Annotated in this window: 16 protein-coding genes; 6 read left to right on the forward strand and 10 right to left on the reverse strand. The window is 44.4% G+C overall.

The window, feature by feature from the left end:
- Positions 1-41 precede the first annotated feature (41 nt).
- On the forward strand, positions 42-503 hold the full coding sequence (locus tag HDC92_RS13350; protein ID WP_012781410.1) for a type I restriction enzyme HsdR N-terminal domain-containing protein: 462 nt from the start codon (positions 42-44) through the stop codon (positions 501-503).
- A 381-nt stretch (positions 504-884) separates the two neighbouring features.
- Here the strand turns inward: HDC92_RS13350 and HDC92_RS13355 are convergent, their stop codons facing one another.
- The 3 genes from HDC92_RS13355 to HDC92_RS13365 are packed head-to-tail and all read right to left on the reverse strand — an operon-like array spanning position 885 to position 6,609.
- Positions 885-2,267, reverse strand: coding sequence for an efflux transporter outer membrane subunit (locus HDC92_RS13355; protein WP_183875197.1), 1,383 nt, complete (start codon positions 2,265-2,267; stop codon positions 885-887).
- Between the two features lie 30 nt (positions 2,268-2,297).
- Entirely contained in the window at positions 2,298-5,432 is a 3,135-nt protein-coding gene (locus tag HDC92_RS13360) for an efflux RND transporter permease subunit (protein ID WP_183875199.1), read from the reverse strand.
- Between the two features lie 31 nt (positions 5,433-5,463).
- Positions 5,464-6,609 carry an efflux RND transporter periplasmic adaptor subunit gene (locus tag HDC92_RS13365; RefSeq protein WP_255484528.1) on the reverse strand — a complete coding sequence of 382 codons (1,146 nt, stop codon included), beginning with the start codon at positions 6,607-6,609 and terminating at the stop codon, positions 5,464-5,466.
- A 264-nt stretch (positions 6,610-6,873) separates the two neighbouring features.
- On the opposite strand from HDC92_RS13365, the gene HDC92_RS13370 reads away from it, so the two are divergent.
- Positions 6,874-7,485: a helix-turn-helix transcriptional regulator gene (locus HDC92_RS13370; protein WP_183875203.1), complete on the forward strand. Its 612-nt coding sequence runs from the start codon at positions 6,874-6,876 to the stop codon at positions 7,483-7,485.
- A 4-nt stretch (positions 7,486-7,489) separates the two neighbouring features.
- Here HDC92_RS13370 and HDC92_RS13375 read toward each other — a convergent pair whose 3' ends face one another.
- The 5 genes from HDC92_RS13375 to HDC92_RS13395 all read right to left on the reverse strand — a co-directional run bounded on the left by HDC92_RS13375 (position 7,490) and on the right by HDC92_RS13395 (position 15,148).
- Positions 7,490-8,473, reverse strand: a complete 984-nt coding sequence (locus HDC92_RS13375) for an N-acetylmuramoyl-L-alanine amidase (RefSeq protein ID WP_012781405.1) — start codon at positions 8,471-8,473, stop codon at positions 7,490-7,492.
- A gap of 5 nt (positions 8,474-8,478) precedes the next feature.
- Positions 8,479-11,142 (reverse strand): valine--tRNA ligase, encoded by a 2,664-nt coding sequence (locus HDC92_RS13380; protein ID WP_183875205.1) that lies wholly within the window; start codon positions 11,140-11,142, stop codon positions 8,479-8,481.
- Between the two features lie 64 nt (positions 11,143-11,206).
- Positions 11,207-11,770, reverse strand: coding sequence for an RNA polymerase sigma-70 factor (locus HDC92_RS13385; RefSeq protein WP_183875207.1), 564 nt, complete (start codon positions 11,768-11,770; stop codon positions 11,207-11,209).
- A 1-nt stretch (position 11,771) separates the two neighbouring features.
- Positions 11,772-12,887 (reverse strand): FecR family protein, encoded by a 1,116-nt coding sequence (locus HDC92_RS13390; protein ID WP_183875209.1) that lies wholly within the window; start codon positions 12,885-12,887, stop codon positions 11,772-11,774.
- Between the two features lie 98 nt (positions 12,888-12,985).
- Positions 12,986-15,148 (reverse strand): S9 family peptidase, encoded by a 2,163-nt coding sequence (locus tag HDC92_RS13395; protein WP_183875212.1) that lies wholly within the window; start codon positions 15,146-15,148, stop codon positions 12,986-12,988.
- Positions 15,149-15,224: 76 nt separating this feature from the next.
- On the opposite strand from HDC92_RS13395, the gene HDC92_RS25325 reads away from it, so the two are divergent.
- Both HDC92_RS25325 and HDC92_RS13405 read left to right on the forward strand, forming a co-directional pair.
- Entirely contained in the window at positions 15,225-16,097 is an 873-nt protein-coding gene (locus HDC92_RS25325; RefSeq protein WP_012781400.1) for a DMT family transporter, read from the forward strand.
- 250 nt (positions 16,098-16,347) lie between these two features.
- Positions 16,348-18,384, forward strand: coding sequence for a M13 family metallopeptidase (locus HDC92_RS13405; RefSeq protein WP_183875214.1), 2,037 nt, complete (start codon positions 16,348-16,350; stop codon positions 18,382-18,384).
- A 7-nt stretch (positions 18,385-18,391) separates the two neighbouring features.
- Here the strand turns inward: HDC92_RS13405 and HDC92_RS13410 are convergent, their stop codons facing one another.
- Positions 18,392-19,756 carry an aldehyde dehydrogenase family protein gene (locus tag HDC92_RS13410; protein ID WP_183875217.1) on the reverse strand — a complete coding sequence of 455 codons (1,365 nt, stop codon included), beginning with the start codon at positions 19,754-19,756 and terminating at the stop codon, positions 18,392-18,394.
- The gene (locus HDC92_RS13415) at positions 19,753-20,469 is read right to left on the reverse strand and encodes a gamma-glutamyl-gamma-aminobutyrate hydrolase family protein (protein WP_183875219.1); all 717 of its coding nucleotides are present in this window, start codon (positions 20,467-20,469) and stop codon (positions 19,753-19,755) included. The genes HDC92_RS13410 and HDC92_RS13415 overlap by 4 nt, the downstream gene beginning before the upstream one ends.
- 212 nt (positions 20,470-20,681) lie before the next feature.
- Here HDC92_RS13415 and HDC92_RS13420 point away from each other — a divergent pair, with 212 nt between their 5' ends.
- The gene (locus tag HDC92_RS13420) at positions 20,682-20,987 is read left to right on the forward strand and encodes a hypothetical protein (RefSeq protein WP_183875221.1); all 306 of its coding nucleotides are present in this window, start codon (positions 20,682-20,684) and stop codon (positions 20,985-20,987) included.
- 30 nt (positions 20,988-21,017) lie between these two features.
- Entirely contained in the window at positions 21,018-21,698 is a 681-nt protein-coding gene (gene mnmD / locus HDC92_RS13425) for a tRNA (5-methylaminomethyl-2-thiouridine)(34)-methyltransferase MnmD (protein ID WP_183875223.1), read from the forward strand.
- The last annotated feature ends 13 nt before the right edge of the window (positions 21,699-21,711 follow it).

Raw genomic sequence — 21,711 nt, forward strand, 5'->3', positions numbered from 1 at the left:
TAGATAAAACTTAGATAAAAAAAATATCTACTTTTGCACAAATGTCATTTATACCAACCCCGCTAAACCTACCCCAATATCCTTTTAAAATCACTTTAAAGGACACCAGGCATTTTATATTTGATGAAATACGGAAAAAGCACCTGGTACTGACACCAGAGGAATGGGTAAGACAGCATTTTATCCAGTACCTTATCCTTGAAAAAAGATTCCCCAAATCCCTCATCCAGATAGAAGGCGGGCTTAACCTCAACCAGTTGCAAAAAAGAACAGATATTGTAATTTTTAACAACCAGGGCCAAAGGATCATGGTCATAGAATGTAAGGCTCCCGCTGTAAAAATTACCCAATCTGTGTTTGACCAGGCCGCCAGGTACAACTCTGTACACAAAACCAGGTGGCTTGTGGTAACCAATGGTTTAAAGCATTGCTACGCTACCATAAACCACCAGGAGGGGCAGTTCGCGTTTGTTTCCGAATTACCAGATTACGGAATGCTGTAAAGATTTTCCCAGCTTTTTCTGAGAAAAATAAAGCCATTCTGCTCAGGGGCTGCATAATCGCGCTGAAGAAGCGCGAAGACGCTATGCCCCTTCACAGAAGGCAGATTTTTCTTTTAGCGGGATACTTAACACTATAGCACCATCTATTGTTCGGTCATTCTGGCAAAACACGAACAGCTTAAAAAGACCATCCAGTTTTAATGGCCTATATTACAATTATAACTGACCGCAATGCTAACCCATATAACTGAATGTAACGCCAACACCGCATAACCGGACACCAAGCTAGTACCCCTGCTCAACAGAAAATTTGATTTCTCAGAGAAGTCCTGGCGTCTTTGCGCTTCTTCAGCGCAATTATGCAGACTTCGAAGAGAATACCTAATTTTCACTACCTCCGCCAAGAGAACGGTACAATGCAATTACCGCCTGCCACTGCTGCAGTTTATCGTCAATATCCTCCATTTGTGCCGACAGCAGATTCTGCTCAGAGGTCAACACATCCGTATAATTGGTAGCCGAACTGTAACGCAGCAGTTTCTTTGTAAAATCAACTGATTTCTGAAGTGCGGCTAACTGTTTTACCCTGATTTCCTGTTGCGTTTTAGCCGTCTGATAAGCAAACAATGCATTAGACACTTCCTCTCCGGCCTTCAGTAAAAATTGCTGGAAATTTAAGGCCGCTTCCTGTTGCACAGTCCGGGCAGTGATTAACCTTGCCTTATTTAAGCCTTTGTTAAAAATTGGCTGCGCTAAGCCCGCCGCAATATTGCCAAATAAACCATCTGGCGTTAGCCAGTCTTTTAAACTGAAGCTGGTAAAACCACCCGCTGCTGTTAGGTTAAGCGAGGGATAGAACAATTTACGGGCAGCATTGGTATTTTCAAAAGCAGCCATAAAAGCATACTCAGCCTGTTTAATATCCGGGCGGTTTTGCAGCAGTTGTGCCGGAATACCGGCTTTTAAATCTATCAAAAGTTGTTGTTCATCCAAAGATGACCTATAAATTGCCGATGGAGGTCTCGCCAACAATATGTTTAATGCGTTTTCCGTTTCCCTGATCTGCTTTTTTAAGCGTGGGACAGCCACTTCAGCCGCATACTGACTGGCTTCACTTTGCACTTCTGCTGCACCGTTTACTATATTGGCGGCTTTTAAGGCCTTCATTGTACGCACATCAGTTTTCCGGTTATTTACAGTTTGTTCCAAAACCTGCAATTGCTGATCAAGGGCTAGCAAAGTAAAATAACGATTGGCAATATCCGCAATTAACTGGGTTTGCACAGCTTTTCGTGCCACCTCTGTTTGCAGCAGTCCTGCCAGGGCACTTCGCTTGGTGCTTTTTAGTTTACCCCAGATATCGGCTTCCCAACTTGCACTCAGGCCAATATCGTACTGCGTAGACGAGTTGATGAGTCCGAAACCCTGCGGAAAAGCGAGTTTAGATTGTTTAATACTGGCATTGCCATTTAAATCCGGTAAAAAGGCCGCTTTGCTTTGTTGAAAATTAGCACTTGCCGCATCAATACGCTGCAAAGCAATTTTCATATCAATATTCCGGCTTAAACCTTCTGCAATCAGCCCTGTCAGAATGGTATCACCAAAAAACTTGTTCCAGTGTACCGATACTATGTTTGTGGTATCTCTACCTTCAGCATCCCGGTACAGTTTACCCGTATCAAACTCCGGTTGCTGATAGGGTTTTGATATCCGGCAGGAAGCAAGCGTTATCAATAGCAGCAGTAGTCCTATATATGGTTTCATCAGTGTATATTTTAGTTCTTATTTCTCTTATTATTCTATGTCAACAGTTTTTGGGTTACCACTGATCTTTTCCTGCAGGGCCTGGAAAACCACAAATAACACAGGGATCACAAACACCCCAAACACTGTTCCGATCAGCATCCCGCCAACAGCTGCAGTACCTATCGAGCGGTTACTGATGGCCCCCGCACCTGTTGCAACCATTAAAGGGAGCAAACCAAAAACGAAGGCAAATGAGGTCATCAGAATAGGCCTTAACCTGGCCGTGGCACCAGCTATGGCCGACTGGACCAGGTTTCTTCCACTTAACCTGTGCATCAGGGCAAACTCTACAATCAGGATTGCATTTTTAGCCAGCAATCCGATCAGCATGATCAGGCTGATCTGCAGGAAGATGTTATTGTCAAGCCCAAATAAACGGGCGAACAAAAACGCACCGGCCAAACCAATAGGCAGCGAAAGCAGAACCGAAAAGGGCAGAATATAACTCTTATACTGGGCACTTAGCAAAAAGTAAATGAACAGCAAACTCAGTATAAAGATCAGCAGGGTCAGGTTTCCGCTCGATAGTTCTTCCAGCGTCAGTCCCGAGAATTCAAAAGTATAGCCCTGTGGTAAAGTCTGCGCCGCCACTTCCTGTATGGCTTTAATTGCATCACCAGAACTGTATCCTGGCTTAGGTGCACCATTTACCGCAGCAGCCGTAAACAGGTTAAAGCGGTTGATGAATTCCGGACCATAGGTTTTCTTTAAAGTTATAAACGCTGATATCGGCGCCATTACACCGCGCTCATTTCTGACAAATATTTTGCTGATCGCTTCTTTATTGCTCCTCTGTCCGGCCGCTGCCTGGATCATGACACGGTATTGCTTACCAAAACGGTTAAAATCAGAAGCATAAATACCACCCAGATAACCCTGTAAGGTCCCCAATACAGTACTCACCGCAACACCGGCTTCCTTACATTTCGCTACGTTTACACTTACTTCATATTGCGGGAAGCTGGTATTGTAGGATGTAGCAGCATACATAATTTCTGGCCGCTGGTTCAGCGTACCCATAAATTTGCCAATTACAGCATCAAAAGCCTTATAACTACCACCGGTCTTATCCTGCAGCTGAAATTCAAACCCATCGTTATTTCCAAAGCCCTGTAAGGTTGGCGCTGCAAAAAATATAATACTGGCTCCTTTAATATTGGCAGTTTTGGCAAACAGCTGTCCCACTATGCTTTTAATATCCTGCCCCTCCTTTGTTCTTTCCTTCCAGGGTTTAAGACGGATAAATATAGCGGCGTAAGAACTTCCCGTACCACTCATTAAATCCATGCCCGCCAGCCGCGACGACAATTCTACCTCAGGGATGGAACGTGCTATGCTGTCAATCTGGTTGGCAATTACCTCTGTTCGCTCCAGTGATGTTGCCGGTGGAAGGATCACGTTACCATAAATAGAACCACTGTCCTCATTGGGTACAAAACCAGTTGGGGTAGTCTTCACCAAAAACCAGAACAATACCGAAAACAAGGCTATACCCATAAAAGCAATCCACTTCCTGTTCACCAGGAACACCACAGATTTTTTATAGCGGTTGGTCATGGCTGAAAATGAGGCGTTAAAGCCGTCATAAAACCGCTGCATAAAGCCTTTTTTAACCTGGTCATGTCCCTGATGTGGCTTAAGCAACAAAGCACAAAGAGCAGGGCTCAGGGTAAGCGCATTTACTGCCGATATGATAATGGCTACCGCCAGTGTTAAACCAAATTGCTTGTAAAATACACCTACCGATCCTGTCACAAAGGTTACGGGAACAAATACCGCAGCCATGATCAGGGTAATGGAAATGATGGCCGAACTGATCTCGCTCATCGCATGCAGGGTCGCTTTTTTGGCCGACTTAGCCCCATGGTCCAGCTTGGCATGCACCGCTTCTACCACTACAATGGCATCATCTACCACAATACCAATGGCCAGTACCAGCGCAAATAGAGTAAGCAGGTTTATGGTAAACCCAAATAACTTCAGGAAAAAGAAAGTACCAATAATAGCTACCGGAACTGCAATGGCCGGTATCAGCGTAGAACGGAAATCCTGAAGAAAAATAAATACCACAATAAATACCAGGATAAAGGCTTCTATAATGGTAAAGATCAGTTTGGAAATGGAAGCATCCAGAAATTCATTGGCATTTGCAAATACCCCTATCTTCACCCCTTTTGGAAAACTTTTCTCCGCATCCTTTAATATCTTTTCACATTGCCTGATAATATCATGCGCATTCGAACCTGAAGTCTGGCTCACAGCAACATAAGGTGACTCTTGCCCCTGTGCCGTCAGTGTGCTGGAATAGGTAAATGAACCCAGGTTGATGTCTGCTACATCTTTCAGTTTTAACACCTGCCCGTTACCTACCGATTTCAGGATGATGTGTTCAAATTCTTCCGCTTTTTCAAAGCGGCCGGTGTACTTTAGGGTATACTGAAAGCTCTGGTTGCTGTTTTCACCCACCTTACCTGGTGCGGCTTCAATATTCTGCTCTGCCAGGGCATTCACAATATCAGCCGGAATAAGACCATAAGCTGCCATGGCATCTGGTTTCAGCCATATTCGCATACTGTAATCTTTACCCCCATAAACCTGTGCATCTCCAATACCCTGGATCCTTTTGATCTGAGGGATAATGTTAATCTTCAGGTAATTGTCCAGAAACTTCTGGTCATATTTTCCATCTTCACTATACAGTAGAAAACTAAACACCTCGCTGTTCAGCCTTTTGCTGGTCGTAATACCCATTTTTACCACCTCTGCAGGTAATAAACTGGTTGCCTTGGTAATCCTGTTCTGTACGTTAATAGCGGCCATATCTGGATCGGTACCCTGCTTAAAATTAATCGTAATGCTTGCACTGCCATCATTGCTGGCCTTAGAGGTCATGTAAGTCATGTTTTCCACCCCGTTAATCTGCTCTTCCAGAGGGATAATCACACTTTTCATCACCACATCCGCACTTGCGCCCTGATAAGCTGTACTGACCTCAACAGCGGGCGGTGCAATATCCGGATATTGGGATATGGGCAGGGAAAACAGGCCCAGTAAGCCTAGTATGACAATGATCACCGATATTACTGTAGATAATACCGGGTTGTCTATAAATTTCTTTAACATCGTTGTTTAAATATTTTGTCTAAAATGTGGTCTATTTTTTAGCAGCGCTGAGCTTACTGGCAAATACGGGTTTGATCTTTGTACCATCTTTCAAACCACCCATACCTTCAATTACCACATGGTCGCCCGCATTCAGGCCCTTTTTTACCACATAAAATTCACCTGCAGGGCTATCCATAACCTCTATCTCCGTAACCTTTACTGTTCCATCCTTATTTACGGTTACAGCCATCAGCTTTTCCTGCATTTCATAGGTCGCTTTGGCCGGAATCAACAAGGCATCTTTTACCTGCAAAGGGATACGGATGGTAGCACTGGCGCCACTTCTGATGATGCCTTCGGGGTTAGGAAAACCTGCCCTTAAATTTACCGCACCGGTCTCTGTATTGATCAGTCCGCCAATACTTTCCATACGGCCTTTTTCTTTATATTCAGCTCCATTAGCCAGTAACAGCGTAACGGCGGGAAAATGCTTCAGTTTTTCTTTCATATTTTTCCCTGTAAAACTGTCGGTAAAGTCCAGAAATTGCTTTTCATTGAAAGAGAAATAGGCAAAAACATGCGCAATATTGGATACTGTAGTAAGTGGCTGCACCGAGGTACTGCTTACCAGGCTGCCGGTTTTGTAGGGAATACTACCTACAACACCATCGGCCGGACTGCTGATCGCTGTATAGCCTAAATTGGTACGGGCGTTGGCCAGACCAGCCCTCGCCTGTAGCAGTGCGGCTTCTTTGGCATGTAAATTAAAGTTTGCCAACTTCAGTTCATATTCACTTACAATACCCTCCCTTACAAGTGGCAAGGTTTTTTCTACCTGCATTTTAGCCGTATTTACTTCAGCATCCGCATTTTTAATGGCCGCACTGGCAGTCCTTACCTCCTGCTCATATTGAGGGGCATTGATCCTGAACAGCAATTGCCCTTTTTTCACGGCCGCACCCTCATCTACAAAAATCTGCGCCACAAAACCGTCTACCTTAGAACGGATCTCTATGTTCTGCTGCCCCTCAATTGTGGCCGGATATTCTGTATTGATGATCGTCTCCCCCTTCACGATCGTTGTCACAGGATATTCCTGTATGCTTTCCTGCTGCGCAGTCTGCTGCTCTGGTCCGCAGGACTGTATTAAAAAAAGCAGGGTTATAAATAGTGGTAATTGTATTGTTGCTTTCATATTTATTGTGTTTGTTTTATGCATTGTCTTAAAAAAAAAGCCAATACTTCCCTTCAACCCAAAAAACCAGGGTTTCCGGAATCAGCTATCATTAAAATTAGTACTGGATACCTGCTACGGCCAGGGTTAAATTAGCGGTGGTCCGGTATGATAAAGGAGTATACTGACTTGCATGGCGAAACTATAATTCCTTTATGTGCTTAATTGTTCAGCAAAGTTAGTACTTTTGTCAATAAAACAAGTAAAGACTTGTTTTATTAGATTATGAAGACAAATCGTTTTTTGATGTTGTTGAAGACACGAGGTGCTTTAACGGCGACCGAGATTTCTAAAGAACTGAATATCACCACTGAGGGTGCCAGGCTTCAACTGCTTAAACTAACTGAAGAAGGACTGATCCAATCCAGTCAGGAGTCGAAAGGCGTAGGCAGGCCTACCCAATATTTCAGTCTAACCGATTTGGGCAATAAGGGATTTCCGGACACGCACGCAGAACTTACCGTAAAGCTCATCCAGCTGATGAAAGATACACTTGGAGAGGAAGCCTTGCAAACGGTCATATCAGCCGGAGAACAAAAAGCGAAACAACGCTATCAGCAGCAACTGAACCAAAACAATTCACTGGAAGAAAGAATCCGTACACTGGCCGAAATCCGAAGCCGCGAAGGATATATGGCCGAATACACCAAAGATGACAAAGGTTTTCTGCTGATAGAAAACCACTGCCCTATCTGTGCCGCAGCGCAGATCTGTCAGGGCTTCTGTATTTCAGAACTCAACACCTTTAAATTTGTACTTGGAGAAGATGTAAACATCAGCAGGGTAAGCCACATCATTGCAGGCGACAGAAGGTGTGCCTATAGGATTTCTCTTTAAAGCCTTATTTTACATAAAACTCAGCTGAACGCAGTTTTTCCTGTCTGGCTTCTTCCTTTTTCCCCAACTTTTTCAATAAATAAACCCGCTGCTCATGGCATTGCCTGGCTACATAGGAATCAGGAAAAGATCGTGCGGAACGCGTAAATAGCTCATAAGCCTCCTGTAGGGCAGCAGTATCTTTACTTTTCATCAGCAATGATCCCTTCCGGTAATCATCCAGCCATTTTTTAGCCACTTCACTCATCCGTTCAGCTTCCTGTAAGCCCTGAAAGGGCGGAATAACAAAGTTCGGGTCCTTGTCTTTTATGATTTCGACCTTATTGCTGAAAAAAAACCTTATGGCTTTTAAATAAGCTACAGCCTCCCTCCTGTTATGCTCAGGATCTTTCAGCTGTCTCTCTTCCTTTGGATTGGTAAAAAATGAAGCTTCAGAAAGTACACCCGGGATACCGTAGGTATTGCGCAGCACACTTGCACCCTCAAGAGCAAAAACGGTATGGTCTGAGACCACACTTACCGGTGTTTTAACCTCATAAAATTCCGATTGCATGGCCCTGGCAATTTCCTTTCCAAAAGCAACCCCGGCTTTGTTTTCTGAGGATTTGCCGTGAAAATAAACAATAGGGAAATTTACCGTCGAATCGGCAGTAGCATTGTGATGAATGGACAGAAACAGCTGCGCCTTATTTTCCCTTGCTATTTTGGAACGGGTTGCCAGGGGTACAAAATCATCGCTGGTACGCGTCATGACCACTTTTGCACCTTCAGCTTCCAGCAGCGCTTTCAGTAAAATGGCTACCCTTAAATTTACCCATTCTTCACGTTCACCAGTTGGTCCCTGCCTGTAAAGATCTGTTTGCGCGGTACCTCCATGTCCTGCATCTATACAAATCACTTTTCCCTTCAGCACATTATCTTTTAATCCAAAACCACTCAAGATTATGCCCAGCAGCAACAGGATAAAAAATCTTGTGTAGTTGTACATACCTTCTATTTTAAAGCCGCCAGACTTTCTTCAATGATCTTAATCTTCCCTTCTGCATCTGCCTGCTTGTTCCGCTCATTCTGGATAATTTCCGGCTTGGCATTCTGTACAAAACGCTCATTTCCAAGCTTGGCATTTACAGATTTTAAAAAACCCTGTAAATACACCAGTTCGGCATTTAAACGTTCTCTTTCCACATCTATATCAATGGCTTCATTCAGGTGGATAAAAAACTCGTCGTTTCCTACCATAAAGCTTACGGCACCAGGAATCTTATCATTCACCAGTTCTACCTCACTGATATTGGCCAGTTTGAAAACAATGTTCAGCCATTTCTCATAATCCAGTGCAGAGTTCACTTTAATAGCCAGTGGCAAAGCTTCTTTAGGCGAGATCTGCTTTGTATTTCTCACATTTCTGATTTCTGCAACCAGTGTTTTAACAACTTCAACATCTTTCAGCAAAGCTGTATCAACAGCACCTACAGCGGGATAGCTGGCTACAATGCAGCAGTCCATTTCTCCTTTTTCACCAAACAGCTCATCATGCCATAGCTCTTCTGTAATAAAGGGCATAAATGGATGCAGCAATGTCAATATCTTTTCAAAGAAAGCAATGGTTGCCTTTAAAGTTTCTGCGTCTACAGGATGCTGGTAAGCTGGTTTAACCATTTCCAGGTACCAGGCACAGAAATCATCCCATACCAGTTTATAGGTAGCCATTAAGGCTTCCGATAAACGATATTGTTTAAAATTATCTTCTATTTCAGCCATGGCCTCATTAAAGCGGTTTTCAAACCACAATATGGCCTGCTGATTAGGGTTTTCCAATGCAGGCTCTACTTCCCAGCCTTTCACCAGACGGAAGGCATTCCAGATTTTATTGGCAAAATTACGGCCCTGTTCACAATAGCTTTCGTCAAACATCAGGTCGTTACCGGCAGGTGAACACAATAACATCCCTACCCTGACACCATCTGCACCATATTTTTCTATCAGCCCGATCGGGTCAGGAGAGTTCCCCAAAGATTTAGACATCTTACGCCCCAGTTTATCCCTAACAATTCCTGTTAAATAAACATTGGTAAAAGGTTTCTGCCCCCTGAATTCATGCCCCGCCATAATCATCCTGGCTACCCAGAAAAATAAAATCTCGGGTGCAGTAACCAGGTCATTGGTCGGATAATAATAGTTGATGTCCTTATTGTCGGGATTTTTAAAACCGTCAAATACCGAGATCGGCCATAACCAGGACGAGAACCAGGTATCCATTACATCCGGATCCTGTTTGATAAAGGCTGCAAGCTGATTTTTGCAACCAGCTTTCTCTTCTGCTGTAAATTGTCCCTCAGGGTCTTTGAGTTTTAAAAACTCATCCAAAGCTTCTTCTTTGGTTTTGGCCACTACCCAGTTGCCCTGGTTATCGTACCAGGCAGGAATCTGCTGGCCCCACCACAGCTGGCGGCTAATGTTCCAGTCGCGCACATTCTCCATCCAGTGACGGTAAGTGTTCACAAACTTTTCAGGGATCAGCTTTACATCACCATTCAATACATCTTCCAAAGCTGGTTTTGCCATCTGGTCCATTTTACAGAACCATTGCATAGACAGTTTAGGTTCTATAGCCGCATCTGTACGTTCCGAAAAACCTACCTGCGATTTATAGTCTTCCACCTTGTCTAAATGACCGGCTTCATCCAATAGTTTGGCAATCTTTTTTCTGGCCACAAAACGGTCTTCACCAACCAAAACAACAGCCAGTTCGTTTAATGTACCATCATCATTTAAAATATCAATTACCGGAAGCTTATGTTTTACACCCAGTTCATAGTCGTTCAGGTCATGCGCAGGCGTAACTTTTAAGCAGCCCGTACCAAAATCCATCGTCACATACTCATCTTCAATTACCGGAATTTCGCGGTTAATTAAAGGCACAAACACCTTTTTGCCTTTAAGATGGGTATAACGCTCATCATTTGGGTTAATACAGACTGCCGCATCTGCCATAATGGTTTCAGGGCGTGTAGTGGCTATCGTAATGAAATCATCTGACCCGGAAACCGTATACTTAATGTAATACAGTTTCTGGTTTACTTCCTTACGGATCACTTCCTCATCAGAAACAGCGGTTTTGCCTGCCGGATCCCAGTTTACCATACGGATCCCCCTATAAATCCAGCCCTTTTTATACAGGTGGATAAAACTATCGATCACGGCATCCGAAAGATCGTCTTCCATGGTAAAACGCGTGCGGTCCCAGTCGCAGCTGGCCCCCAGTTTTTTCAGCTGATCAAGAATAATACCTCCGTATTTCTCTTTCCACTCCCAGGCATATTTTAAAAATTCTTCGCGGCTGATATCAGCCTTGTTGATACCCCTTTCTTTAAGCATGGCAACCACCTTTGCCTCCGTTGCAATAGAAGCATGGTCGGTACCCGGAACCCAGCATGCATTTTTCCCCTGCATACGTGCCTTGCGGATCAATACGTCCTGAATGGTATTGTTCAGCATGTGCCCCATGTGCAAAACACCGGTCACATTTGGCGGAGGGATAACAATGGTATAAGGTTCGCGTTCATCTGGCTCAGAGTGAAAAAATTTCTTTGAAAGCCAGTAACTGTACCATTTATCTTCTGTTGCCGCCGGATCGTATTTTGTTGAAATGCTCATTATTTTGAAAAGTATCAGATTTTTGAAGGCGTAAAATTAGTGAAAAAAATACAAAGCTTTGAGCTTACAAAAGCATTGATATCAAAATGTTCAAACCTGATCTGATTGTTTTTAAAGCTTTACCTAAATGAGCTTCCACTGTTTTTTCAGAAATATCCAGTTTTCCGGCAATTTCTTTCTGGCTAAAGCCCTCTTCCCTGCTCATCCGGTAAACCAGCTGACATTTATCGGGAAGTTTTTTTACCAATTGTTCCAACGATGCTTTAAGTGCCGTAAACTCAAGCCATTCCTGGGTAGAATCATCCAGCCCACATTCCTTTCCCAAACTGTCTGCATATTTTTTTTGACGATACAGCTTTTCCAGCACCTTAATTACGCGGTACTTCACTGATACCGCAAGGTAGCTGTTCAAGGTAGAGGTGATGTTCAAAGTTTCACGCCGGTTCCACAAAGCAATAAAGATGTTCTGTACCACTTCCTCTGCATCTTCCAACTGTTCCAGCTTATGCCCGGCTATACTAAAAAGTTTATCCCAGTAACGGTCGTAAATTTCTGCAAACGCTACTTTATCGCCCTTCTTTAATAACGCTACCAATTCAACATCTGTAAAAATCTTGTATCGGTCCATATCAGTAAGGGGTTTTATGGGGTTCAAAAACTGTTACACGCCCGTCTTCAAGCAAAAACTGATAATCAGTTGCCAGTTCAATAAGATGCAAAACCTTTTTCAGTGGATTTTTCCGGCTAATCTCACCTGTCAGATACATCCTCTTCCCTCCCCTGCCATTATACACCAGTTCTACATTATATTCCCTCGCCAGCATACGCATCACCTGTTTCATATTATCGTTATCAAAATGCAACGTTCCAGACCGCATCCAGTCTTCCTCAAGGTGCTGTACCTTAGGCTGCAGCACCCCATTCTTAAAAACTACTTTCTCCCCTTTTGTTAAAACAGCGGTATACCTACCCGAACTCAGTTTTACCGAACCTTCAAACACACGTGTTTGTACTTCCTGATCTTCCGGATAAGCATTTACATTAAATTTGGTTCCGATTACCCTGAGATCAAGTTGATGTTTATTGGACATCATTTTAACCTGAAAAGGCTTTTTTGCCTGATGTGCAACTTCAAAATAAGCTTCTCCCGAAAGCCGGACGGTCCTGGTCTGGCCCCTAAATGTAACAGGATAAGTAATGGAACTGGCGGCCCCCAGCCAAACTTGCGTCCCGTCCTCCAGCTGTATCTGATAACGTGATCCCCGGGGTGTTGCAATTCTGGCAAAGCCATTTCCGGAGGTCAGGCTGCTCTTCCCTTCGGACATATTGAAAACAGAACCTTCCAGCAGGTGCTGTTTCCCATTCTGATCTGTTAAAACAGCTACATCGCTGCCATAACCATATTGTCTGGCCAATTGGTCCAGGTCAAATACCCGAGACTGGTGCATATAAAAATACAGGGCTACCGAAAACAAAATGCAAATTGATGCCGCAATGCCCAGCTTAATCCAAAACTTTACCGGCGCAGGTGTATTTTTATCTTCCATGCCCATCAGGACTTTTTGGTAGATGCGTGCCCTGTGGATTTCCGCATCGGCGGCAAAAGAAGCCGGAATAATAAGCGGCTGATCCTGATCCCGGTTATACCAGGCATTAAACGTATGCCTTTGCTGCTCACTTATACTTCCATCAAGCCATCTGGCTGCAAGTTCAGGATAGTGGTCATTTTCATCTGAATGGTTCATATTTCTGTTCCTTTAACCATAGGTCTCCTGAAAATACACAATCCCTTAGTCCATACCTAAAAAAGCTGCATTCTTTAGTAAAATAAAAATATGGCTGGTTATTTTCCCCCTTTCAGATACAGTTCAAAATAATCCGTTACTTTCTGATACAGCTGCACCCGGTCTTTACCCAATACATTGTGCTCATGACCAGGATAGATCATGTAATCTACCTGTACACCTTTATCAACCGCATGTTTCACAAAATCGACCGAATGCTGCTGCACTACAACCGGATCCTGTAATCCATGGATCAGCAATAACTTTCCTTTCAGCTGATCAACACGGTTACTCAGGTAGGTAGCGGCATAACCTTCAGGGTTTTCCTGTGGGGTATCCATATAGCGTTCGGTATACATGATCTCATAAAAGGCCCAGTTTATTACCGGCCCGCCAGCTACGGCAGCTTTAAACACACCCGGGTGGGTCAGCATAAAATCTGTAGTGGCAAAGCCACCAAAGCTCCAGCCAAATAAGCCCATGTTGGCTGCATCTACATAAGGCTGGGCTTTCAGATAATCCACGGCACTCATCATATCCTCCATCTGTACCTCACCTGCCCTGCGGAACATAGATTGTTCAAAGGCCCTGCCCCTGTTGTCGCTACCCCTTACATCAACCGTAAGCACTACATAACCCCGTTGCGCCATATACCGCGACCAGTAATCGCCTGCACCGGCATTCCAGCTGTTGGTGATCAGCTGTGCATGCGGACCGCCATACCAGTAAACCACTACAGGATATTTTTTACCGGCATCATAATTTACCGGCTTGTACAGGTTCATATACAAGTCCTCACCCGATTTACTTTTTATGGTAAATATCGATGAATTTTCTGTAGCATAAGCCGACAAGGGGTTTGCAGACTTCAACAATAACTTAGCTTTTGAACCCGCTGTTTCTACAAGCTGGATCACCCTGGGCACATCAGGTGTACTGTAAACATCAATTACAGTATTTCCTGAAATGCTTACCTGCATATTGTGTACCGCAAAAGCAGATGTAAGCCTGCGCGACTGACCAGATTTCACATTTAATACATATAAATTCCTGGTTACCGGCGACTCTTCTGTTGAAACGTAAAACAGCCGCTCACCTTTAGCATCAAAACCTTTTACCTCCAGCACTTCCCATGCCCCCCTCGTTAGTTGTTTTACCACCCTGCCTTTTAAATCGTACAGGTATAAATGGTTCCAGCCATCCCTGTTGCTTTGCCATATAAATTTTGAAGGATCATTTTTCAGGAATAACATCGGCACCAGTGGCTCTACATATTTATCATCTTTCTCTTCAAATAAGGTTTTCACAAAATCGCCTGTAGCGGCGTCGTACTGGTTTAGCTTCATGTGATTTTGTCCACGGTTCAATACCGCTATATAAACATATTTATCGTCCGGACTCCAGGCAATATTTGTTAAATACTGCTCTGCCGGCTCGCCGGTTTTCAAATACACTACAGCTTTAGTTTCTGCATGATACACCCCCACAGTAACATGATGGCTCTTGTCACCCGCCATAGGATATTTGATGTTTACATTGTGAGCAGGCCGGCTGGTCCAGTCGATGATCGGATAATCTGTAACCATTTGCTGGTCCATTCTGTAGAAAGCAAGCACCTTACCATTATTACTCCAGAAAGTTCCTTTACTGATCCCGAACTCTTCCCTGTGTACCGAAGAAGCGTAAACAATATCACTGTTACCATCAGTGGTAACCTGTTTCCGATCCCCGTCTTTAGCAACAAACAAGTTGAAATTATCCAGATAAGCCACATAACCGGCCTTGCTTTCCTCTGCGTTTGTTTTTGCCATTAACGACTGGTCTACCAGTACATCTACCGTATTTTTAACCGGGTTGATCGCTACTTTACTACCGTTAAGGTTTAAAATCCATTCCGGCCCCTGGTTAAACTGGATCACGGGCATCATCTTCAAAGTATCCTTCTTCGCGTTCCTTAATTTCTGGTTTAATTGTGTTAAGGTCAGAAAAGGCTGGTCTTCCTTTGATTTGGCATTACCCCTTAACCATACCGGACTATTGCCTATGCGTTTGGCATATACATAATCCTCCGTTCCATAAATAAATTGAAGTTGGGATAAGTTTTCGGGTGCCAGCGTTGTCCGGGCATTGCTCATCGCATCCTGCATGCTCAATTGCTGCTGCTGTGCAAAACTACCAGATGCTACAGCCAACAGATAGATCAGTAAAATCAGTCTTTTCATTATAAAAAAAAATTAGTTGCGCCAAACTTAGATAAAATGTAGCAATTATCATCCTTTCTTGCCTTACCTTTGATGTGTGAAGAACATCTTTATCGGTTTACTTTTTGCCATGCTGTGGGCATCAGCATCTGTAGCAACTAAATTCGGCATATTGTCATCGCCCCCTTTAATCCTGGGCAACCTGCGTTTTTTTATCGCAGGTTTTGTGCTGCTGGGCTTTTGTTACCTGATCAGCAGGGACAAGCAATACCGCCTGCCTACGTATACCGAATGGCGTCAGCTGGCCATATTTGGCTTTCTGAACACAACAGTATACCTTGGTTTGTATGTATACGCCATGAAATATACTGCAGCAGGCATCGGCAGTTTGTCTACCTCTACCAATCCCTTGCTCATTGTGCTGCTTTCTTCCTGGTTGATGGGCCGCCGGCCGGCAAAGGCAGAAATCATCAGCATCATCATTGGCATGCTGGGCATTGCTCTGGCTACCTATCCCCTGCTTAAAAACAGCAATACTACCATTTCAGGTGTAGCCATACTCATGTTAAGCATGGTTGCCGTTTCCTTTGCCAGTGTTTATTATGCAAGGATACAATGGACCTTACCCAACCTGCTGATCAATGGCTGGCAGGTAACCCTGGGTGGATTATTCCTTTTACCCTTTACCCTGGCATTTAGCGATTTCTCTGCTTTAAATTTCGACCACAGGTTCATCTCTTCTGTATTGTGGCTTAGCCTTTCCGTATCTGTAGCCGGCCTCATCTGCTGGTTCTACCTCTTAAAAATAGATACCGTAAAAGCTTCCCTGTGGCTGTTCCTGTGTCCGCTTTTCGGTTTCTTTTATGCCTGGTGGCTGCTCAATGAGCCCATTACACTGTATACAGTTTTCGGAACCTGCCTGGTTATCGTTGGCTTATATATTGGTCAGCGCAAAAAGCTGAAAGCTTAAAATTACCTGCTAAACCCGCTGGCGGCTATAACAAAAATTTAAAGGTCTGCACAATATTTTTTGTTAAAATATGTTAAATAGATATAAAATGCGAAGAGATGAAATCTATAAATGTATTTTCTATAACCCATACCATCCTCAGAAAACTTGGCCTCACCAAGCTTTACTATTGGTTTAACAAGTAATAATTTTGGGATACAAGGTGCTTATTTAGGCACAATTACTACTTTTATCCTTTCAATTATCATTTATGAAATTTTTATCACTCAAAACTTGTTTTACCGTTTTGGGAATTGCTGCTATCAGCTATTCTGCCCATGCACAATCTGCCACAAAATTTATCGACCCTGCAAATATGGATCGCTCCGTAAAACCCGGAGATGATTTTTACCGGTATGCGAATGGCACCTGGATCAAAAACAATCCGGTCCCTGCTAAAGAAACCCGATGGGGCAGCTTTAATGCCTTAAGGGATTTCAACATCAATGCCGTAAAAGGCCTGGTAGAAGATGCCGCCGCCAGCAAATCGGCCCAACCAGGCTCGGTAGTAAAAAGGGTGGGCGATTTCTATACTGCAGCAATGGATAGCCTGACCATCGAAAAGCTGGGCTATGCCCCCATCAAAGCAGAACTGGCAAAGATCAGGCAGCTCAAAAATATAAGCGGGGTACTCGACCAGACCGCTTACCTGCGTGTAAATGGCATTGCCGCTCCTATGTTCAGCTTTGGTGTTGGCCAGGACCGCAAAAATGTAAACAAATACCTTCCACAGCTGGGCCAGGGTGGCACCACCCTGCCCGACCGCGATTATTACCTGAAAGATGACAGCAGAAGTGTAAAGATCCGCGAAGCTTATACCACCTATCTGACTACCCTGTTTAAATTAACGGGAAGCACTGCGGCCGAGGCTACCAAAAAAGCAGCAGTGGTAATGGCGATAGAAAAGCAGTTTGCTGAAGCGCAGATGACCAGACTGGAAATGCGTGATCCTTATAAAACCTATAATAAGTTTACGCTGACTGATTTTAATAAAACTACACCCAGGATCAGCTGGCCCCAGTTGTTCAGCAAACTTCTGGTAAACGGACAGGATACAGTACTTGTTTCCTCTCCAAAGTTTTTTGTCAGCCTGAATGACATGCTGAAAAATGTCCCGCTGAACGAATGGAAAACCTATCTGGAATGGAACGTACTGAAAAGTGCCGCCCCCAATCTGAGCAGCCCCTTTGTAAATGCTACATTTGCCTTTAACCAGGCACAAACCGGACAAAAAGTACAAACCCCACGCTGGCAAAGGATGTCGCAGCTCACAGATGGTACCATCGGAGATCTGGTAGGACAGCTGTATGTAGCCAGGTACTTTAAGCCCGATGCCAAAGTGAGGATGGACGAGCTGATCGCCAACCTGAGAAAAGCTTTCGAGATCAGGATCAAAAACCTGGACTGGATGAGCGAAGTGACCAAACAAAAGGCCCTGGAAAAACTGCATGCTTTTGTACCTAAAATAGGCTACCCTTCAAAATGGAGAACTTATCAGGGACTGGTCATCAGCCCTAATGCCTATCTGCAGAACCTGCGGAATGCCGGCACCTGGGCTTATAAGGAAATGGTTAGCCAATTGGGTAAACCGGTAGACCGTACCCGATTTGGGATGACCCCACCCACAGTGAATGCCTATTACAGCCCTACCATGAACGAGATCGTATTTCCGGCCGGGATCTTGCAGTTCCCTTTCTTTGATCCAAATGCCGATGATGCCGTAAATTATGGCGGCATTGGTGCCGTTATCGGTCACGAAATGTCGCATGGTTTTGACGATAGTGGTAGCCAGTACGATAAAGATGGCAACCTGCGCAACTGGTGGACTGCCGAAGACCGTGAAAAATTCAATGCTAAGACCAAACAACTGGGCGAACAGTTTGATGGCTACAAAGTGCTGGACACCATCCCGGTGAACGGCAAGTTTACAATGGGCGAAAACATAGGCGACCTAGGTGGCTTAAACGCAGCTTATGAAGCGTTTAAAATGACCAGGCAAGGCCAGTCTGACGAAAAAATTGATGGTTTTACACCAGACCAGCGTTTCTTCCTTTCCTGGGCACAGGTATGGAGAGGCAATATCTTACCCGAAATAGCTGCACAGATGATCAAAACAGATCCGCATTCCCCGGGCCCGTACAGAACCATTGGTGCCCCTGTAAATATGGATGCCTGGTACAGGGCATTTGATGTGCAGCCAGGGGATAAACTCTATAAAAAACCGGAAGAGCGGATCAGGTTGTGGTAACCAGCCCTCAGCGCTTTAAATGCCAGGCCCTCGGCCTGGTAAAAGCCCTTATGCCCTGATGGGAAAGGGTTGCGCCAATTCCTGAGTGCCGCCTGCCACTCCATGGCAGTGCAGCACTTACCCGGTCGCAGCAATTCCAGTACCCCGTGCCCGAGTCTATCTGTGAAAGAATATTTTCCGCCCTTTCCCAGCTGTCAGAATAAACTGATGCCGTTAGTCCGTAAGCTGTATCCTGCATCAGATAAAGTGCTTCTGCATCATCATTTACTTTCATGATACCAATGATGGGGCCAAAACTTTCTTCCTGCATCACCTTCATCTGGTTGGTCACATTGGTCAATACCGTGGGCTCAAAATAATTGCCTTTTTCTCCCTTTCTTTTACCTCCGCTCAGCAATACCGCACCATATTGCAGCGCATCTTTAACCTGCAGTTCCAGTACCTTAAGCTGCTCCTTCCTGGTCAGCGCCCCAATGTACACCCCTTCTTCGTCAGGCAGTCCTGTTTTCCACGATTCTACTTCTTTTACAAAAGCAGCCAGGTAATCGTCATACACTTTTTCATGCACATAAATACGCTCTACCGAGCAGCAACTTTGTCCGTTATTGTAAAAAGCCCCATCGGCCGTCGACACAGCTACCGCTGCAACATCCTTTACATCACCTGCAACATAAAGGGGGTCTTTACCTCCAAGTTCCAGTTGGCAGGGAACCATTTTGGGTGCCACACGCTCATAAATATGCTTTCCGGTACGATAAGATCCGGTAAAAAAATACCCGTCAAAGTTCATGTCCAGCAAATGTTCGCCGGTTTCTTTGGCCCCAATCGCAACTTTAAACACATCATCGGGTACACCTGCCTGCTTCAGCAGTTTTTCTATTTCCAATCCTGTTAAAGTGGCATATTCGGATGGTTTATACAGCACAGCATTGCCCGCCATTAAGGCCGGGATAAAAACATTTACCCCCACCAGGTAAGGGTAATTCCAGGCCGAAATGTTACAGACAATGCCCAGCGGGTTGTACGAAATGTATTCTTTCAGCTCCGGCGTATCGGTTACCAGCTCGTCCGACAGGTACTTTGCCCCATGGTCCAGCATCCATTTGATCCTTGTTCCGGCCCCGTTAATTTCATTGCGCGACTGCTGCAAAGGTTTACCCACTTCCGAAGTAAGCAGCGCTGCAAGCCTCTCTTTTTCTGCATCCAGCAAATTATAAAACTGCGTAATTATCCTCAGACGTTCTGCTAAACTTCTGGCTGCCCAGTTTTTTTGCCCTACTTTAAGCAGGTTGCGCTTATGGGCAAGCGATTTACTGTCATCTTCTTTTACGCTTGCAATAACTTCTTCTGTAGCAGGGTTTACAATGTTCATCGTGTATGTTTTTTCACTTCCTTAACAAACTCTTCCTTAATTTTCTGGGAGAAGGGATTCGATTCCTTTTCTTTCATCCTTTCCGGATGCCACTGCAGGCCTATCATGAAGGCCTTGCCCGTTTTATCCTTAAATTCCAAGCCTTCAATAATCGGGTCCTCGGTATCCGCATAAGCACTAACCATCAGGTTATTGCCCAGTTTATCGGGCCTTACCGCCTGGTGGTGCGCACTGTTTACCAGCCCCCTTTTTTCGCCAGTTACCGCATAAAGCAAACTATGGGTATTCACAATTACCTCATGCACCTTATCCTCCGTTCCCTTTTTATGTAAGCGGTTCAGCTTTTCGCCATTGTCTTCAAAAACTTTTCCGCCTTCCATGATATTGATGTACTGCATGCCCCTGCAAATGGCCAATACCGGAATTTTTGCCTCCTGCGAATAGTTGTAGATCAACCGTTCAAATTCATCCCTTTCCGGTAAAAACTCGTCGGGGCGGTAGGGATATTCTTCTGCCCCGCCGTATATAGCTGGTAGTACATCAATACCACCGGTAAGCACAAAGCCATCACATTTTTCAATGTCGTCCCTGTTGTTCTTTTCAAATGAAAGTTCTAACAGTTCCAGCTCTCCTCCCAGGTCCTCTGGTGTAAACCAGTTCCAGTAGTTCTGAAAATTGGTTTCCGTGTAACTTATGCCTATTTTTTTCTTCATTGGCTGCTTTTAACAATTCTACCATGACTAAAGTGCCTTTAAATATAACTGTTTAAAATCTTCCAGCGATACAGGTTTTGGATTATTTGGATATAAGCATTCCTTTAATTAAAGGTGCATAAGGGCAATCCGGATAAATATTTCAATTTATAGCTGGCCTCCCTTCCTATATTGGCAAAGTTCTTGCATATTTGAAACCATAACCACAATTGATGACCACCATTACCGTAGTACCTATTATTGATTTTGAGGCCAGGCCTAAAGCGCCCCTGACAAGAATGATGAATGAGCGGCTGGAAGGTTTTGCAGCAGATTTACAGGCCTATCTGGATAAACAACTGCTGGAAAGCCCCGATGGCGGCGATCTGGTCATCTATATGAGTTACAATAGCAACTATGCCATTCGCTGGACAATTGTAAGTGATGTTCCGGCATATATTGCTGAAGTGGTGGCAGACAAGTGTGCAAAGCTGGGCTACATTGCCTGGAAAGGGATCGATCTGTATAAGTTCAAATAATTTAACCAGTTTTGGTTAAATTTGTAGGCAATGAACAGAATTACCTTAACTGCCGATGGCTCAAATACGCTGTACAATGAAACCATTGGCGAACATTACCATTCCAAACACGGTGCCCTGCAGGAAAGCAAACACGTATTTATTGATGCCGGCCTACAACATGCCCTCAGCTGTTTTCCCGGCCAGGAAATCAAGGTGCTGGAAATTGGTTTTGGCACAGGGTTAAACTTTTTGCTGAGTGCCGCCTGGTGTGAAAAACATCAAACCGCGCTTAAATACATTTCACTGGAGGCTTTTCCGCTCACGATAGAAGAACTGGAATCAACAGGTTACGATCAGTACGTACCCGAAAATATATGGAATGGCCTGACCGGCAACTACGGAAAAGCCTTTCAGCAAGCTGTAAACCTTGGTGCAGATCAGCAACTCAGGATTGTGCATACCTACCTTCACCGGTATGAAACGGACCTTCGGTTTGACCTGCTCTATTACGATGCTTTTTCAGTACAGCACCAGCCTGAAATGTGGACAGATGAGGTGATTGCCCATGCCTGCAGTTTTTTAAGGCCAGGCGGTATTTTTGTTACCTATGCCATTACCGGTAAGCTTAAACGTGCCCTGAAGACCATTGGGTTCAGCATAGAAAAACTGCCCGGCGCTCCCGGAAAAAGAGAGATGTTAAGGGCAACAAAAGGCGGGTTCGGTTGTTAAGCTAAAGACCATA

This window comes from Pedobacter sp. AK017 (assembly GCF_014200825.1).
Lineage (GTDB): Bacteria > Bacteroidota > Bacteroidia > Sphingobacteriales > Sphingobacteriaceae > Pedobacter > Pedobacter heparinus.